This is a genomic window from Paenibacillus sp. MY03, assembly GCF_002165585.1.
Classification (GTDB): Bacteria; Bacillota; Bacilli; order Paenibacillales; family Paenibacillaceae; genus Pristimantibacillus; species Pristimantibacillus agaridevorans.
Genome location: NZ_MXQD01000046.1, coordinates 54895 through 74904 on the forward strand (window position 1 = coordinate 54895; position 20010 = coordinate 74904).

General features: G+C 41.9%; 9 protein-coding genes. All 9 read right to left on the reverse strand.

Annotated features, from left to right (window positions below):
* Positions 1-5: 5 nt before the first annotated feature.
* The 9 genes from B1748_RS28160 to B1748_RS28200 all read right to left on the reverse strand — a co-directional run bounded on the left by B1748_RS28160 (position 6) and on the right by B1748_RS28200 (position 19989).
* Positions 6-7598, reverse strand: a complete 7593-nt coding sequence (locus B1748_RS28160) for an S-layer homology domain-containing protein (RefSeq protein WP_087571289.1) — start codon at positions 7596-7598, stop codon at positions 6-8.
* 499 nt (positions 7599-8097) lie between these two features.
* A complete protein-coding gene (locus B1748_RS28165; protein ID WP_087571290.1) occupies positions 8098-9672 on the reverse strand; it encodes a response regulator transcription factor in 1575 nt (524 codons plus the stop codon).
* Entirely contained in the window at positions 9665-11476 is a 1812-nt protein-coding gene (locus B1748_RS28170) for a sensor histidine kinase (protein WP_087571291.1), read from the reverse strand. Before B1748_RS28170 ends, B1748_RS28165 begins: the two co-directional genes overlap by 8 nt.
* Before the next feature lie 53 nt (positions 11477-11529).
* Positions 11530-12369, reverse strand: a complete 840-nt coding sequence (locus B1748_RS28175; protein WP_087571292.1) for a carbohydrate ABC transporter permease — start codon at positions 12367-12369, stop codon at positions 11530-11532.
* Between the two features lie 17 nt (positions 12370-12386).
* On the reverse strand, positions 12387-13244 hold the full coding sequence (locus B1748_RS28180) for a carbohydrate ABC transporter permease (protein ID WP_087571324.1): 858 nt from the start codon (positions 13242-13244) through the stop codon (positions 12387-12389).
* Between the two features lie 72 nt (positions 13245-13316).
* Positions 13317-15107, reverse strand: coding sequence for an ulvan lysase-like protein (locus B1748_RS28185; protein ID WP_087571293.1), 1791 nt, complete (start codon positions 15105-15107; stop codon positions 13317-13319).
* An 80-nt stretch (positions 15108-15187) separates the two neighbouring features.
* Complete coding sequence (locus B1748_RS28190) at positions 15188-16525, reverse strand: ABC transporter substrate-binding protein (RefSeq protein WP_179215873.1); 1338 nt, start codon at positions 16523-16525, stop codon at positions 15188-15190.
* A gap of 166 nt (positions 16526-16691) precedes the next feature.
* Positions 16692-18320: an arylsulfatase gene (locus B1748_RS28195; RefSeq protein WP_218781664.1), complete on the reverse strand. Its 1629-nt coding sequence runs from the start codon at positions 18318-18320 to the stop codon at positions 16692-16694.
* Between the two features lie 526 nt (positions 18321-18846).
* Positions 18847-19989 (reverse strand): sialidase family protein, encoded by a 1143-nt coding sequence (locus B1748_RS28200; protein ID WP_179215874.1) that lies wholly within the window; start codon positions 19987-19989, stop codon positions 18847-18849.
* Positions 19990-20010: the final 21 nt, after the last annotated feature.

Below are 20010 nucleotides of genomic sequence, written 5' to 3' on the forward strand. Positions count from 1 at the left end.
CATTATTAAATTCGTTCAAGCTCCTTCAGCAGCTTATAAATTACCGAAGCTGCCTCGCCTCTTAGCGTTGGACTTCGAGGTGCAAATTTATTACCGTTTCTGCCGATCATTAGCCCTAGCTTTCTTGCCGTATAGACATCTTCAAACGCCCAAGCGCTTATGTTATCCGTATCTGCAAATTCAGCTATAGTCTCAAGATCTTCCTCGGTGAAAGATACATTCTTATATTTCCTAAGTGTTCGAATAATAATAGCTGCCATCTCTTGTCTGGAAACAACTCGCTCAGGCTCAAAGCTAGTATCGCTTACACCCTTAACAATTCCGGCCTGTTGAGCGGTAGTAATGTATGGTTCATACCATTGACCTGTTACATCGGTAAATGGACTTGCCGATTCATGAATTGGAAGATTAAGCATTCTTACAATGAGTGTAGAGAATTCAGCTCTCGTAATACCCATGTTAGGATTAAAGTTTCCTTCGCTGTCGCCTGCAATAATTTGTCTTGCCGCGAGGAATTCGACGATATCCTTTGCCCAATGTCCATCAAGATCATTAAATACCTTTTTGTTTTCCATTAAAGCGATTGTTGCCGGGGGATCTAGCGTAATCGTGACCGTATGATTTTGAGCATCAATAATGCCACCGACAGATACCCAACGTTGTTCAACCTCATCGTACATGTAAACGGCAAGCTGATTCAAGTTCGTAATCTCGCTTGGATCGTACTTCATTTGTACGACGATTTGTCCAATCGCTGCATTGGAAACAGCTTCTATTGTATAGACGTTACCCACAATATTCATTTGTGGTTCCTTCTTGGACACAATAGTATGATCTTTATTTTCCTTAATTGTATAACGATCCTTCTGGCTATCCAAAATGACTACCGGCAATGCTGGCTGTTGTACCTCTGCATCAACGAAGCTAGGATTAATTACAATGACCGTTCTCGAAACTTCGGATTCATTGCCATTCACATCCGTAATCAGATAACGCAGAATGTAGGTTCCGTTTTGTGTGGTATCTACTGAACCTATCAAAATGACTCGACCAGTAATATTTCCATCCTGGTCATCAATAGCCGTTACACCTTGCTCGATATACGCGCTGCCTCTGGTTACATACACAGTACTAGGACCAGTAAGGGTTATTACGGGCTTAACTGTATCCGTAATAATGGCATCGCGCTTATCATTCACGCTAGTAATGACTTGCGTGCCAAGCGAAGGATACGTATAACCACCATTCGGCTTTTTATTAATAATGTCTTGGGCTACAGCATCTTTATGAACATCAGTAAATGCATCATACTTATTCATTGCTTCTTGATCAAAGTCCATATCCGGATCTTCAATAATGCTGCGCACTTCTTGGATCGTAATGTTTTCTTTGTTCAAAATTTTAGTTAGCTCTGCTTGCTTCTGCGCCTTTGTAGCACTCATAACAGAGTAGATACTAAGATGATTGGTTAATAAGGTCATGTTACCAGACTGCCCATCATAGCTGCTTCTAATATACTCCCACTCTTCTGATGTCTCATTAAAGTAGAAGGTCATGAATTTCAGCTGCTCATCCATGTTAGTACCGACGGAAATCGTTAAAACGATATCCTCTGTTGTTTGGAAGTTTTTAATATCCTCTGTACGAATAACATTGCCTTGAGAATCTTCTTCGATCACTCTCATCTTAAAGTCGAAAACCTTATTATCGTAAATAGCAAAATTCGCATTCATGTTTTGAATAGCTGTTACTAATACTTGGTTTTCTGCTTGATCGACATCCACTTGCTCGATGACTAACTCTAATCTGGCGTTTCCTGTGAACGGAGTTAGATCGAGGCCGCGAATCGGTACAATAATGGAAGCATTATCGGTACGAAGCTCCATTTTCGTATTTTGATCGTATGCTGTTTTCAGTTGATCTTTACTAATGCTAACCCGAACAGGAGCGCCGTTCTCAACTGACTCATTAACAACAAGTACAATCTTGCCTGCCTTTTGCTTCTTAGCTTCTGTCAATGCTTCTCTAATCTTATTATCCGTAGACCTTTGATCGCCATCTACTTGAATAATTGTGCTAGCTGGAACTGCTGGTTTCACAACCGTAACGGTACGTTCTACTTGAGTAATGTTACCGGCTTGGTCTGATACTGTATAAATTAGTGTGTACACACCAATCGTTTTAGTATCAATAAATCCGCTCATCGTAACTTTATCCGTAATGTTGCCGTCTATGTTGTCGATGGCTTGTACGCCTTGCTCTACATAGATTTGACCTTGTTCTACAATGACGTTGCTGCTGCCATTTAATGCGATAACAGGCTTAACCGGGTCTGCCATAACCAACACAGTAAAGGTCTTCTCTAACGTATAATCGCCCTTAGTAATCTTTGCTGTTAATGTTACTTCCGTATCTACCAAAGGAGGCGTCACTTTTCCGTCAGCGGATAAAATATCCTCGTGACTGCTTGTCCACTCTATTTCGCTATCAAAAAATCCTTTATCGCTTAGCGAAATATCAGCAGATACCCATCCAGGATGATCGCCAGGAGCAAAACCCAGCTCTAACGCGGCAGTGTCCTTATCCACAGATTCTTTGTCGTAGTCGACTACAAACGTGATAACGGTACTATTACCCGCAGCATCCGTCACGATAATGGTATATTCCCCGTTCGCTTCAATCTTGGTGCCACTCTCAAACGGCTCGCCGTTTAATGTAGCTACAGCTGCCCCTTCTTCAAAGCTTACCGTCGGATATTCCTTGTAAATCCCATCATCCTCAATACCGTTTACTACTGGAGGAACGTTATCAACTGTCACAGTCATTTCGCTAGCTGCTGAAATATTTCCTGATTTGTCAACAACATAGATTTTATAATCTCCGTCCGAAGATGGTGTAACGATCCCAGTTGAATCACCAGCAGCTTTTGTCATCGTCACGCCTTCAGAAAACGAAGTCGTTCCAGCTGGCGCTAACCAAATGGTATCTTCACTATCGTCGGAAGGCTGAATCGTAATCAACGTGTTGCCTTGAGCAATTACATTTCCTCCAAGAACTTGATCTTGATTGGTAGGCGCTGTTTTATCAATATTTACAACTTTTGTTGTCGTAACTTCATTGCCGGCTCTATCCCTAACCATAATTTCAATTACGGTTTCTCCTTCTTGCGTAATGTCAAATGCTCCCGTATATTCTACGTATTCATCTACGCCAAGACCAGGAATTTTGTAGTATATAACAGAATTTTCGCCCTCATCTTGATGCTCTTCATCAAATGTTTTTGTAATGGTTACCGTTATATTTTCATTACTAAATACTCTGTCTGGTGAAATACTTACCGTCGGGAATACCGTAAGCTCTCGATTAATAACAATTGTACGTACAGCAATATCACTAACATTTCCTACATTGTCATAGGTTCTTGTTTCTATCGTATACGTACCTGCTTCAGTAAACAGTAGAGCTTCATCGTATGCCGTCCAATCTGCCTGGGCAGCGCCCGTTATACGATATTCTGTATAAGCTGCTCCTGATGCCGTATCTTGGCCAGGCGTAATTGAAATCGTGTAGTCACCGTTAAAAAAATCTCGATTAGGCTCAAGCTGTATACTAGGTGAGGTAGGCTTCCCCTTATCCATATTGGAAATTGCGATAGTTTGAACGCTCTCATTACCTGCGTAATCACGAACATAAACGGTATAAATACCATTCATATTAACTTCAAAGCTATCACTATGGACGGAAGTCCCATTTGCTATAAAATAGTTAGCGATTTGAAGGCCATATGCATACTTCACTACAGCAATTCCACTACCATCACTATCAGTAGCATTAATCGATACTAGAACCGAATCATTCACCCAGTCTGTTGTATCTGGATCCAACGAATGAATCGTTGGTGCAATATTATCAACAACAATGGTGGCATTACTAGGCTCTGATACATTACCTGCCGCATCCATAATATAAATATGATAGATGCCGTCAGTTGTTGGTGCATGAATCGTATCATAAGTTCCTGTAACGCTCGTAATCATAGTACCATTTGCGACTAAATCATCTGGTGCTGTTCCATGCGGTGCGACAAAGATGGTCAAGCCTTCACCAGCTGCTGCATCCAGTGTAATGACTGTATTGCCTTTAACAGCTTGATTACTGAAAAGTACATCATTCTGGTTAATAGGCGTAACGGTGTCTTTTTGAATGGTTTGATCGATCTCTGTACTTTCATTGCCCGCTGCATCAATGACTTTCACGCTAACCGTAATTGCTCCATCAGCTAATGCGTTAATATCGCTAGGATCAATACTCCAATCACCGTTTCCATCAGCATCTGTTGTAATAACGATTGTCTCTGAATCTTTATCTGTGAACGTTACTTCAACTTTTGCATCTCGTTCAGATGTGCCAGAAACGATAAGCTGTTTAGCCTCATATGAATTAATAACATTGTCTCTAGCGATTGGTACTTGAATTTCAGCCATATTAGGAGGCGTATTATCTACAATGACTGCATTTTCGGAAGCAACGGATACATTGCCATGAGCATCAATGACATACAAATAGTATGTTCCTTCTGCTTGAGGCGCTAGAATCGTATCGCCTGATCCATCGCCAACTAATTTCGTCATTGTTGAGCCTTCTTGAAAGCTTGTCGTACCACTAGGCGCTAACCACGCTGTTTCGCCTGCCGCTGGCGCATCAGATGTAATTTCAATGCTTGTACCAGGTTTAACCGTTTGAGACTCTATACTCGGTCGATCTGGAGCTATCGTATCTATAGTGAGCGTGTCCCAAACAAAGTCTTCTGGCAATGTTAAATTCGCATTGTTATGATTTCCATCCTGAATAGTTCCACCAGCTAGCTGCAGCGCCTGTTCAGCTGCAATACGAATTTCCTCCGTATCGTCGCCATCCTGTACTGTATATTCAAAGATTAACTCATTAGATGAGCTGCCGCTCAAATATGGCGCATAACCAGGCGTTGGGTTGCCAAGATCCAGTACTAGCTCAGGCAAGCCTGTAACGTTAACATCCTCATCGAAAGTAACTTTAATAAGAATAACGTCTCCTGCTTTATAACGAGTCTCAGGATCAACAACATCAACACTAACGATAGTAGGAGGTACTAAATCACTTACCGTAACCGTGAAAATTTGAACTGATTTTTTCCCGCTTGGATCAGTTGCTTCAATCGTAATATCTGCAGTTCCAGAAGCACCGGCAACCGGAGTAAAGCTAATTGTACGATTCTCATCTGTTCCACCAATAACAATACTACTGTCCGCTATTAGCTCTTGATTGGAGGAAGTAGCTGTAACAGTAATCAAATCAGCCGAAAAATACTCATCGCCTACCGTAAAGTCAATGACTTCAGAAGGATCGCTAATGTTTATACTTTGATCTTCAATCGTACTTATTGTTGGAGCCGTCTTTTCAACGACAGTAACTGTAAAGGTTTGCTGGATAGTCATATCACCATCATTAGCTAACAATGTGATTGTAACATCGCCCGCTTGTCCAAATACGGGCGTGATCGATACAATTCGATCCTTTCCATTTCCGGTAACAACAATATTTTCATTAGGAATAATTGTTGTATTAGAAGAGGAGCCTACTACCGTTACACTATAAGGACCCGTTTCTTCATCTGTTACCTGGAATGGAATTTCTTTCTTTACCCCTTCAGTAACCGATTGATTGCCAATGCTAGAAATCGCAGGTTGACTGTTAGGAAGTATTTTCAAAAAGCGACTAAAGGTTTCCGACCACGTACCGCTTTGATTTTTGGTTCTTAATGAAATCTTATAGGTACCAACACCATCACTAGTGAAATCAAGCTTTGGCGAGCTGCCTGTATAAACGACATCATTATCTTTGGTTACGGTCCATTGCTGCTCCGTTATGTCCGCACTACGAGGATCATAGCTTGTATTTTCAATTTGGATCGTGCTTTCCGGCCATACGAGCTGATTCGCGCTTAACTCAAAATCAGCGATTGGCTTTCCTGCGCCTGACTGTGTCGATTGATAACGCGAACGAGCCGTACTCCATGTGCCTTCATAGTCCTTAACCATAAGCTGAATAATGTAATCCCGGTTAGGCACAAAGCTCGCAGGCTGGCCGCTTGTCCATTCTTCGTCAGTCGTAAGCTTCCACTTCCAAATCGCCTCATCAATGCCGTTATTTTGACTTGAATGATCAAGGTCATACGATAAATTTGTTAATATAACCTCATTATTGCCGTTAACCTCAACATCAAAGCGACTCACCGGTTTTCTGTGTACATATAGTGTCTTCACAAGTACGTCTGAATAATAAATATCGTACTTTCCAACTTTATTGAAAGTAGGAAGGAAGTCATCCAAGTACTGTCCGCTATATGGGACAACCCCTGTATTATTATCATAAACGCTTGGGTCATGCCCGATTCTCCATTTACCTTGCGGCCAATCCTCATCCTTCGTATTCGTAAGCTCGGATGACGGAGAAACGATTAAATCATAATTTTGACCAAGTTCCAAATATTCATTGTTAGCTTCATTACGCGATTGATTCGCGATATATTCAGCCATTGCATCTACTTGCTGCTGATAGGTTGAACCCGAGCGATTAACAAACGTACCCTTATCGTTGTTTTTTCTAATAAAGGATTCTGCCTGATTTTGTGTTAAATCATTCGTGCCCGTACCGTCAGCATCTTCGCCCCAGCCAATATAATGGATTTGGTCGTTGTCCATTCTTGTCATAATTTCGCCAAGTGCAATGGAGTTATCGAAATCAGGCACCGTTTGGTCATTCAGGTTAACGATGTACTTTCTAGCCGAAGGTCTCCAATCTGGTTCACGAAGAACCTCCATGAAATCCTTTGAGATAACCTCTACTTCCTTACCTTTAAAAATCGATCCATTGTAGGCATGAAAATCCCATGAATCCTCAAATCGCTTAAAGCTACCAAAATAAAACTTAGTACCAAAGCTTACAATACTAGAATGACTAAAAACTTCGTTGTCTACTCCATTTAATTTCTTGAAGAGATACATGGTCGTCAACGCTGAACCATTATATGGATTTATATAGACTTTAAGCTCTTTAACTGCCGCTGGAACTGTATCTAGACTTAACGCAATAATTTCTCCAATTCCACCAACTGTGTCATCATAGTCTAATGTGCTTCCATATACTGCTGGATTATCATAAAACAGCTCTGCTACTTTTGAAGTCTGATTCCAGAACTCTACATGAGAATCCATGTCTATCCGTCCTGTAGCAGGTTTATCCCATTTTAAATTAAGCTTAAACTCGCCCTCTAAAATATTTGTTTCGTTTACTTGCACAGATTGAATATTAAGATTACTTGCACTTATTCCTCTGCTTTCTAATGCACTCTGTAGATCTTCCTTATAGGTGTCAATATTTTGCGTAGAATTATCTACCGCTAGTACGACATCTACATCATAGGCCTTCTGTACATCAATTCCAATCTCGACTGCTTCTGCTGCGCTAGCATGAATTGGTATTGCTACAGAGATTAGCGACACAATTAATGTGAAGCTTAGCATGGAAACTCCCAGCTTTTTTAGCCACCGTTTACTCACTAATGTTCCTCCTGTTGTTCGAATTTACTAAAGCAATTCATTTCTTTATTACTTCTTTCCTATTATATCAATCGACACTGAACAAATAATAAACAAACGAAGAATTGCTAATTAAGTATAGTCTGATTTTCACGGACATGTGAACATAAAGTCTCAAAAAAATCTATTACATTCTTTTTTAAACGAGAAAAACAGGACTTAATAACTACAAAAAGTTATTCTAGCAATCTAGCAAATGCCACACCCATTTTAATCTAGCTTGCTTATTGATTACATGTTGGCTTAATGAAACTGGTCTGCATAATTATTAAATGCCTAATTTATTGACTTTTACGTTCTTACAGGACCTAAAAAGCACTTATAAAACCACTACTCAACGCACTCGTAATGCAGGCCGGGGGTTCAATTTCCTTCATCAGCATCTTAAAAAGAACAATGACGCGGATTCTGGGAAACACCCGATCCGCGTCATTGCTTTTCATGCTTTATGAGCTGTTTCTTATATTTTATGCCGATAAGCGGTCGGCAGCATGCCAATCTCCCTACGAAACGTTCGGATAAAATAGCTTTTGCTATCAAAACCAAGCCGATCAGAGATTTGCTCAATGCTGTAATCACTATGATCCAGATATTCGCAAGCCCTCTCCATTTTTAGCCGCAACACATAGTCGACAAAATTTTCATTTGTTTCCTTTTTAAACAATCTGCTGAAGTAGGATGCATTCAAGTGAAGGCGCTGAGCTACCTCCGACATCGAAATTTTCTCATGCAAATGCTCCATTACATATCTTTGGGCCTCAATAATTTCGCGGCGTTTTGAGCTTGTGTTAATATACTGCACCACATGAAGCAAATCCGCCAATTGGGTCCACATCATATCTTGAAAATGATCCAACGATTCCACCCAAAACAAGTTTTGATGGACAACCTCCTCGGAAAAACGCGTTTCAAAATAATGCAGCGACTTAATTTTCATTCTGAGGTCGAGTAATATTTTAAGTCCCCATTCCCGTACCACTTGAGGCTTGTATCTTGTTTCCCTAATTAAAGCAATCCAATACGCCAGCTTCCGCTTAAGATTTTCGACATCCTCTTTCATAATAAGCTGCTGAAAGTGCTCGGTAGCTTCCACATGATGGATAAACAGATCTTCTTCGGAATATTGATAATCCAGCGCGTCCAGCTTAAGAATGGATCCCTCAAGCCGATAAAAGCAATGATCCTTTCCTTTAAGCAACTGCTTAATATTAGATTTGAGCGAAGTGGCATTTTCTGAATTTGTGCCGACAATGAAAGTAACCGAAAACTTCAAATAATCTTTAATAGCATCATTAATTGTCCTCAGTGTACCCTCAAGCGATTCATACACATTTGTTTTAACAAGATCCCGGTATTGAAATAACAGCACCGTTTCTTTTCCGTTATAGGACAAATGAAAAATCCCTTGCTCCTTCTCTTTCGCAACAACTTCCTCGATTACATTCTGCATGGAAAAAGACAGCAGTTTCTTAGACGAGTACCGCTTCTCTGCAACCTGTTGGCGATTGATAACACAGAGAACGGGGATGTATACATAAGTTCTAAAATCCAGTCCTATCTGATCCGTCTGATCGGCCCATGCCGCTTCATCTAATAAAGGATTATCTTCGAGCGATGTGATCAGCTCCTTGCTGACCTCCTGCTTTTTTAAAGTTTTCTCCTCATCTAGGCTATGCTTCATTTGCTCTAGCAGCTTTATTAATGAAACGGGATCAAGTGATTCCTTCAAAATATAATCCACCACATTAAGCTTGATCGCCTGCATAGCAAAAGAAAACTCATCATGACAAGACAAAATAATCGACCGAAGATTTTTTTTCCGCAACGTTAGCGCATTAATCAGCTCTAAGCCATTCATGACAGGCATTCCGATATCCGTAAGCAAAATATCAGGCAGATTTGTCGCGTAATCATACGCCTTTTGCCCATTGGAAAACCCGCCGATTACCTCCATATTAAGCGCTTGCCATGGTATGGCTTGCTGCAAATACTCAATTACCGGATAATCATCGTCAACCAGCATGACTCTATACATAACGTGCCTCCCCCGCTGTCATTGGAATAAGCAGCGTTATTTGCGTGCCTTGATCAGGAGCGCTATCGATCAACACCTTAACAGTAGGACCATATATAAGCTTCAAACGCTCATAAACATTTTTGACCCCAATTCCACAAAGACCGCCTTTTCTTTCCTCGGTATACAGCGCCTCTTCCTCCACATAAAGATGTTCGAGCAATAGCTTCCATCTATCTTCTGTCATCCCCTTTCCATTGTCCGCCACAGTTACGCGCAGGCACTGGTGATCCACACGGGATGTGATCGTAATCGTACCTCCGCTTTCATTTAAACCATGAATATAGGCATTTTCAATGAGTGGCTGAATAAACAAACGAGGTACCTCAACCATTCTTGCTTCCTCTGTCATATCAACCTCGTATAAAATCGGATGCTGCTGACGCATATTCATCAGCTTGATATAATGAGATACGATTTCAATCTCTTGATATAACGGAATAAATTCATTATTTCGGTTAATCGTCATTCGCAGCAAATGAGACATGGCTTGGATCAACGATGCATTTTCCTGATCGTTTTTCATTAAAATTTTAAGCCGAATCGAATTTAAAATATTAAATAAAAAATGTGGGTGAATTTGCGCCTGCAGCATCTCCAGTTCCAGCTTGCGCTTCTTTGTCTGATCGAGCACTGCTTGTTTAATCATCCCTTCAATCCGATCCAGCATTTTGTCAAAGGATCGGCCTACCTTTCCGATCTCATTATTCCCTTTAATTTTGGCACGAATCGTTAAATTCCCAGCTTCAATCTCCCCTGCAACTCTTCCAAGTCGAGCCAGAGGTTTGGTCAACTGTCGCACAAAAATAATCAATATAAATAGAAACAACGAAAAGAACGAAACCTGAATGAACAAATTCGTTCGCCAAATAAAATTAATTTTTTGGGTAGCATCCTTATAACGAGTTACATGAACGATAGACCAGTCCGAATAAGTCAACTTATGGCTTGCAAGTAAATATTGCTCCCCATCGATCGTCGTTACCTGAGCATCATCTTCATTAAAGCGAATCCGATCGGCATACGGAAAAGGCTGACCTATTTTATTGGAGTCTTGATGCGACAATACGTTCCCTGTCGAATCCACCAGCATAATTTCTTGATTGCCAGAAATCTTCGAAAAAGACTCATGAAAATCCGTTTCTTTAATGCTGATAATGGCATAGCCTGAAGGTACGGTAGAGTATTGAAGTTTTCTCGCTATCGTCATCAAATAAGGACTGCTCTGCTTGGATGACAGTATATAATTAGGCTGCCCCCCTAGCCAGTGCAGTTCATGAGCATCCGTTTTTTTCAGTTTGTCAAACCAAGGCTCATCATAAAACAGCTGAAAGTTATGATTATAGAGGGAGTAATTTGTATATCCACTCCCCTCTTCCTCTTCCGTCAATATGGTGATATAAATATCATTTAATGAATTTGCAATGCTCCCCAGCTTGTTTGTTATTTTTACATGATTAAGTGCGCGCTCTCCATCATTTTTACTTTCCTTGCCAGCACTGATAAGCGAATTCATCTCGCCATCAAACTGGATATAATTTGTAATATAGAGCATGGTGTTAATTAACCCGGACAAATTCAACTCGACGATTTGCATCGTTTCTCGGGAGTTACTGATGGCATTATCCATCAGCACATCCTTAGCAAAATAATTCGACACCGTCGTAGATATAAGCAGCGGTACCAGCAAACAAATTACGGCGGTAACGATCAGCTTTTGGCGCAAAGAGATCGTATTCCACTTATTAAGCAGCTTCTTCGTCACACTATACACGACCTTTTCTAGTCATCCGAAAAGCGGTACAGCAGAATAAGTGATTACCCTTTCACACCGCCAACGGAAATTCCTTCGATAACTTGCTTTTGAGCGACTAAAAATACGATTAACAACGGTATGATCGCCGACACGGCGCCAGCCATCGTCAAAGCATAAAATTGGCCTTCGCCATCGGCAAATTGACGCATTCCTATTTGAATGGTGTACAGTGCCTTATCGCGTATAAAAATAAGCGGCGTCTGATAGTCGTTCCACGTCCAAATAAAACGCAGGATCGCGTAAGTTGCAATCGCGGGACGAACTAATGGCAGCGCAATGCGAAGGAAGATTTTGAAATAGCCGGCTCCATCCATTTTCGCAGACTCAATAAATTCCGGATGTATGCCAATAAAAAACTGTCGCAGCATAAAGGTGCCAAACACGCTAAAGCTGTTTAAAAGAATCATGCCCAGATGTGAATCATAAAGATCCAACGATTTAAAAATCAAAAATTGTGGAACAAGAATAGCCTGTGTTGGAATCATATACAGCATCAAAATTAACACGAACAAAAAGTTCTTGCCTGCATATTGCAATTTCCCAAAGGCGAATCCAGCCATACTCGATATAATAACAGACACGACAGTCGTCAGTACAGCAACTTTCATCGAATTTAGATAATACAATAGAAATGGATATTGCCCCATCCAGACTTCGCGATAGTTCTCAACCATATTCCAGCGTACAGGCAACCACTCGATAGGGAAGTTAAATACATCATTCTCAAATTTAAACGAGGTTACAAGCATCCATACGAATGGCAGGAGGAAAATTAAACCCACGATTAACATAATTATTGTCGTAATAAGCTTTCTACTATCAATACGTTGAAGGCTCCGCATCTTCGTCCTACTCCCTTCTATTCATTTACCCATTTTTTTTGCGCTACCCATTGAATCAGGGTAATAATGAATACAAACAGCAGGAGCACCATCGCAATCGCTGAAGCATAACCTGATTTCAAATTAACAAATGCTGTATCATACAAATAATAAACTGCCACGGATGTAGAATTGGAAGGTCCGCCAGCTGTTAGCACAGCAATTAAATCAAATACTTTAAATGTTCCGATTATTCCGATAATAAGCAAGAAGAAGCTTGTTGAGGATAACATCGGTAATGTGATCTTTTTAAATTTATGCCAGCCATTTGCTCCGTCAATGTCAGCTGCCTCATATAAATCACGTGGAATGTTCTGCAATGCAGCCATATAAATAATTAATTTAAAGCCGATTTGCACCCAGATCATTATAAACATAACGGAAGGCAAGGCAAAGTTTATATCAGATAGCCACTTTGGCGGATTATCAATGCCAATTGACATTAAAAATTGATTGATCGGTCCAAAAGTAGGATGGAATAACACCTGAAATACGACTGCTACAGCTACGACGCTAGAAATATAAGGCATAAAGTAAATAACCTTCATCGTATTCTTCAAATAAACGTGACTATTAATAATAATAGCTAGCAATAGGGCAATCGCCATACCTATTGGAACGACAAATAACAATAAAAAGTTATTTTTCATAGATGTGAGAAAGATATCGTCGTCCAGCAATTTAGTGAAATTATCTAAACCGATAAACTTCGCTTGTTCAAATCCCGCTACGAAATTCCAATCCGTAAAACCCAGTACAATCGTTGCCAGCACGGGAATTAATACCAGTATGATAACCCCTATTAACATTGGGCCCATAAACATATAACCAGCCATGGTTTCCCTCTGTGCTGCTTTGCTTAATTTTTGGCCAGCCGCCACAATTCCCACCCTCTTCTCGCTGTCAAGTTACTCCATTGCGAATGTAATCGTGAAAGAGTACACTCCTTTGTCTGCATTTGTTATCTTCCAACATAATGGTAAGCATTGAATCGCAGGAAATACGCTGCTTATCAATTCCCCATTTCCAGTTTTTTTAGAGAACTGTTCTCCAGTCCCGCTGACTATGAGCGCAGCTGCTTGTTTAGTGAGTTGCAAACCGTTCTCTGTTTCTTTTACTTCTGCATGATCCGAGATAATAACCGGCTCGGTTATACTAAGTTCAGCAACTGGTATTTGAACATCAATATAATAGGTTTTAATGATTTGCTTGTCTGACCATTCGTAATCAATCGTATAAAATAATTGGCTTTCAATTTGTACCGCCAAAGGAACAGACTTTAATTTTCCAGTCACGCGAACCTTGCGCTGATCTTTCATCTGCTCATGGAAAAGAAGAGCTGGCTGGTGCTCATATAAGCTGCTAACGACTTCCCCATTTATAGCAGCTTCTATTCTGGGCGTTGTCGGTCCTTGAAATAATCCTGGGTATTGTGGCATATTAACGATTTCAATTCGCTTATATACCGTAGCAGAACCAGCTTGCACTGCACCTAGTTGTTCATTCCACAAATAAGACATCATGCCGCCGGTAGGAGCGTTTATACTGCCATAGCCGCTAATCGTTCCCATCCAAGACTGACTGCGTATATGCGCGCTATTAAGAGACGGATAATATTTGAAGTTAAAAATGTTGTCTGAAGGGAGCTGAGCCGTTTGGCTGGTTAATGCTCCCCATTTTCCATAAACCAAAGCAATGGCCAGGCTATCCGCCCGATTAAATGTGCTATGGATGCAGGATTCATCGAATATTTGCTCATGTGCCGGTCCATAACCAACCATGCCTTGTTTCGTTATGCAGCTAATCAGATAATCCATATTACGTTCTGCTGCAACTGCAAAAGCAGGGTCCATATCAGCCAATATCATAAACGCCATCTGACAGCCGTGGGCTGTTTTACTGCCGTACATGGTCCACTTATAACTGCGGCTGCCGAAGGAATTATCAAGCGAGCCATCCGGATACATCATCTCCATATGGGTTCGTAAAGCACGAACGGCTTCCGCTCTCACACTTTGATCATCTGTCAGCATCGCATATTCCGCTATGGCTCCAATGGTCATATCGATATTGTAGCCGATATCAATTTGATCGCCGGCAGCATGCGGAAACTTGGATTCACCTACTATAAATCCATCACGATTTATACGAAGCAGCGAGGTCTGCATTAAATTTCTGGCTTCTTCGGCATAATCAGCTCTTTGCAAAATTTGCGAACACCACTGTAAAGCGGCAGCCGATGAAATCAAATAATTGATATTATTTTTTGGAATACCGCCTTTACAAAAAGCCCAGACAAGGTATTCCGCTGCATTCTCAATCATAGGCAGTAATGGCTCTGCTTCTTTTTGTTCGCCAGCTTTCAACAAATAGTCGTAAGCATGACTTAACGATAACACTTGAAATACAGTCGTGCCTTTCCAGTCAGACGGCTCGTCATTGAGCCAAGAACCATCAAATAATTGTCTTCTTTGCATATAAGAAACAAGCAGCCGGGCTGCTTGCTTGTATCGCAGCTCTCCAGTTTCTACTGCCATAAAATAAAGCGGAAATATAGCATCGCCGCTGCGTCCATGAATACTTTTACACGCTGGACAAGCAAAGCCGCCCTTCCAGCTCGGCAATAAATCTGTTACCTGATGATCGATCAATGTATTACAAAATTGTTCGACCAGCTGCTTCATTTTTGTATAAGCCATCATCGTCCTCCTTCCATGCTCCGGGCAATACCTTATGTATCGCCCAGAGCTGAAGAGATAAAGTTAACTTGAATCAACAATTACTTATTCGTTTCAATGATTTTTTCAACTTTTGTTTTAATGTTCGCCATTGTTTTATCAATATCTTGTGTACCAAGCAAATACAATTGAGCCTCGTCAATAAATGCTTTTTCTGCTTCAGTAATATAAACCGGCGGGATGATTGTCTTTGCCGGCACCGATTTTTCAATCGATTTGATCAGAGACTCTTTATCAATGGCTTCAGGCCTTTTCGTTCCAGCTACAATATTGTCTACGGATTCGATCGTATTTGCTTGCTTCCAACTTGACAAGCTTGTACCTTGTACGTCAATCCCTTTCGTTGTAAACCAGCGTACAAATTTATAAGCCGCTTCTTTGTTAGCCGACTTTTTTGCTACGCCAACAATGTCGCCTTGCGGTCGAATATAGACTTCCTTATTTTCGGCATTTCTAGGCAAGGGAGCCCAAGCTATTGTAAAATCAGGCGTGAAATTCCCCCACTCGGAAATGAGCCAGCTTCCCGCCACCATCATACTAACTTTGCCGCCAAAAAATTGTTGACGGTAGTCAAGTTTTTGGGAAATCGCCTCTGACAATGGAACTGCCGATTTATCGACATTCTCCAACGTGTTGCGTAATTCCAACGCACTGCGATAGACTGGGTTGTCGCCATTATACGTATCGTCAGTTACGAGATAGTTTTTATCAGGCAGGCTCCCCTCTCTTACGACATAGTGCACATATGAATCGCGCAAGTAAGTACCATATCGTTTTGCTGCACCTTCGCCTTGCGTTAGTTTTTTAGAATACTCCGCAAACTCTTCCCATGTCCAATCTGTTGGAATCGGTAAATTTGCCGCATCCAGATGCTCTTTGTTCAACAAAACCATTGGTACTACATTTTTTGCAGGTAGACCATAATATTTTCCATCAATTTTTGGATCAAGCGTGTATTCTTCTGCCACATTGACGCCATCTTTAGCTAAAAACTCATCGATCGGCTCCATCATGCCAATTTTTACGCGCTTAGCAAATTCACCGCTAGTATGAAAAGCCACAACATCCATTTCTTCGCCGGATGCCGTCATCAGATCAAGCTTTTTCAAATAATCAGCTGCGTTTACGTTGTCAACCAACGGCATTGATTCCACTTTAATTCCTGGGTGCGCTTTTTCAAACTCTTCAATAAGACCGCTCCAATTTCCGCTGTTTTCGTTAAACCAATGTAAAAACTTAATAGTCACGACTTCTTCCTTGTCACCATTGCCCGGCTCTTTTTTCGATGGATCTGCCGGTGTGCTGGAGCATGCTGCAAGAAGCAATGCAACCGTCAATAAAACAGTAAGCAAACTCGTTATTCTTTTTCTTTTGTTCACTTGTAAAACCTCCCCAAGATGTATAATTATTGTTGTAACTACAACTTCTGTACAACATAACCGTAGAATATCATTTTCTTAATTGAGCCAGAAAGTGTACTCCCTCTACTAAATTGAGATTTTTTTGACTTTCTGCATCACTTACTATCGATGATCATACAATTTTCTACGTACTCCGATTTCTTTTAGCTATTATTTCCAATATTTTCTCTCTAGGCTTGACTCCACAGCGAGTTGCCCAACGATCATATTGCACGATCATTTGCTGTACTCTTTTAGGATATTGATCTGCTAAATTATAAATTTCAGTACGATCCTGAGCCATGTCAAACAGCTCCCATTCTCCAGGATAGTTTTTAACCAGCTTCCAATTCCCTTCTCTAACGGCCGCGTTGCCCTCATGCTCCCAAAAAAGGAATCGATCCTCGGCATGATCATCGCTCACAAAAAGCTTTTTCATACTTTTGCCTTCAGGCGGGCAGATAGCATGTCCATTATAAGTTGCAGGGTATGCTGCATTTGTAATATCCAGTATCGTAGCCATAACATCCGTTAATTGGCATGCCGTATGACGAATTTCACCCTTTGATTGGATTGCTTCCGGCCAATGAACAATAAACGGTGTTGCTATTCCGCCTTCATGAACCCAGTGCTTATACAGACGAAATGGCGTATTCGATAAATTAGCCCATGCAGTACCATAGCTCTGGAATGTTGTCTCTGCTCCCGGCATAACATCAGGTCGATTACCAAAGGCGACATCAGCTCCAGTACTTGTTCTACCCCAGTTTTTCGGTATTTTATTTGGTTGAACAGGTTCGAATTCCTCAGTACAGCCACCATTGTCTGATAAAAAAAGGATTAGCGTCTGCTCTAATTGACCCGTTTCCTCAAGAGTTTGCAAGATACGGCCAATTCCTTGATCCATGCTGTCAATCTGAGCGGCATAAACCTCCATGCGACGCTGTTCCCATTCTTTATGTGCCGCATCTTCCCATGCGGGCTGGCTGTTATCACGATCGGTTAATGACCAGCCGGCATTTAAAATACCCATCTCTTGCATACGCTGCATTCTTTCTATTCGCAGTTGATCCCACCCGGCATTAAAACGATCTTTATACTTAGCGATATCATCTTCTTTGGCATGCAGAGGCCAATGTGGAGCAGTATAAGCTACATACTGAAAAAAGGGTGTGTCCGGATACTCCTCGACATGCTCCTTAATAAACCTGACAGCCTCATCGCTAATAGCATCTGTATAGTAATAATCTTTATTTAACGCTTCATGTTCTATATTTTCATTATCACGTGTCAATGTTGACGGGTAATAAAAGTTTCCAGAGCCGGCCAACGTGCCATAGTAACGATCAAAACCGCGTTGCAGAGGCCAAGTATCAGTAACCTCGGAAATATTATTCGCGATATGCCATTTACCGCTCATATAGGTACGATATTTCGCTTGACGCAGCACTTCGGCTATCGTGACGCATTGCTTATTTAAATTGCCTTGATAACCCTCCGGCCCATCATCATCAACTAATACCCCTATTCCTGTCTGATGGGGATGCAAGCCAGTAAGTAAAGACGCTCTTGATGGACTGCAGCGAGCCGTATTATAAAACTGCGTAAACCTTAGCCCTTGTTCCGCTAATTGATTCAAAAAAGGGGTGTCCATCTCTCCACCATAACATCCAATATCTGAGTAACCCATATCATCATTTAAAATCAGCAATATATTAGGGCGTCTCGCCTCTTGCTCATGACTCCGCTTCTCCGCCTCTTCATCTCGCATCATTTTTTCACGTCCTATTTATTAACTTTGAAGTTTTCTGGTATTTCGATTAAACAACATAAATTGGTGAAATCCATGCACACTGCCCATTTACTTGTTGAACCTCAACATGATATACGTCGCATTCGTCTTCCTTTTCGGAATCCGAGAAGCTGCCGCTATATACATATTGCCCAACAGGCACAGCCGGGTGAATAACGACGGCTTCCGAATTAAAGCTATGTTTATGTCGAGTCATATTACCACTCAGTAATTTTCAATTGTCGTCACCATGCCGCTATCATTTAGATTCGACATTCAGTCTTGTGTTTTATTAAAGAATAACATGTAGCAAATCGATGCATGTAGACCACATCATTTACTTTATTGAGATTATTTTGACTTAAAAAACATATCAACTTGATAAACTTCGCATTCCTGTATGAGCAAGTACACAAACAGGCTGAACGGAAAACCTTACGTTTTCTCGCCCAGCCTTTTTATTTTGGGGACTTATTGGACGGCCCTAAGTGCTAATCATTGCGAAAAGTCAACCCGCCAAGCGGAGCTTGATCCAGCGAATGTTGCCGACTCCGTCTTCAACCGCCCAGAAACTTACGAAAATATGATTCGAATGCGTACGGATCAGCGAAGGCGCACCGAACTGCAATGCGGTGAAATCCGCTGCCATGTTGCCCGAATGAGCGGTCAGCCCTGACCTGCCGCTGCCCCATAACGGATACTCCGCTTCGTTCACCCATTCGTCGCCCGCGATCCGGGAAATATTCGCCCATAGCCCAGGCACATCCGTTCTGCGATAAACGGTCAGCACCCTGCCCGGCGCGATTTCCATCAAATTCAGCGTTTGCCCTTGCAAGCCGCATGACCGCGGCTCCGTGAACGGGCTGCCGATTCCCGCCGCGCGGGTAATGACGTAGTGATTGTCCCGATCCTTCCCCGCCTCCCGGTCATATACCCAGGCTGCAGCAAGTATTCTGCCGTCCGTCAGTTCAATCATCTTGGACTCCCAGAAAATATCGATGTCTCTCGCATCCGCCATAACATCGATGTAATCCGGCCAGGTGCTGCCTTGGTTATCGGAACGGAATGCGACCATCTTCATGCCGTTCGGGCAATAGCCGTCGAAGCCTTTCCAGGTACAGGTCGGCAATATCCACGTACCGTCGCGCAACGGCACGATCGGTGAAGTCATTTCGAATTCCGGGCCGACGAGCGGCGGGGCGATCGTCTGCGGCTCGCTCCATGTGCGTCCTCCGTCAGATGACCGGAACAACAACTGCTCGGTTTCGACGAACCCCAGATTGTCGGGATTGACAAAGCCGCAATCCTGACGGGAACGGTCATGACGAATAACGTATGCGATCACTTCTCCGTCGGCACCATGGGATAGGCGGCATGATTCCGACGTGACCCTGTCCGCCGTTCCGGGATATAAGCGGCCTTCATGCACCCACGTGGCTCCCTGATCGGAGGAGCGCGACAGTTCCGTGTGCAGGTCGGCGGATTCGAAGGCTTGGCCGACCGTAAACGATGCCAGCATCTCGCCGTTCGTCAACTGAATCACCGAAGGAAAATAGGCATGCCGGGCGTAGACATGGGGAAGCGGGTTACGAAAAACAAGTCCGGTATCGACAATTTCAAGTTTAATGTGATCGGCAGTCATGTCGGACATAGGTAAATCCCCTTTCGTCGA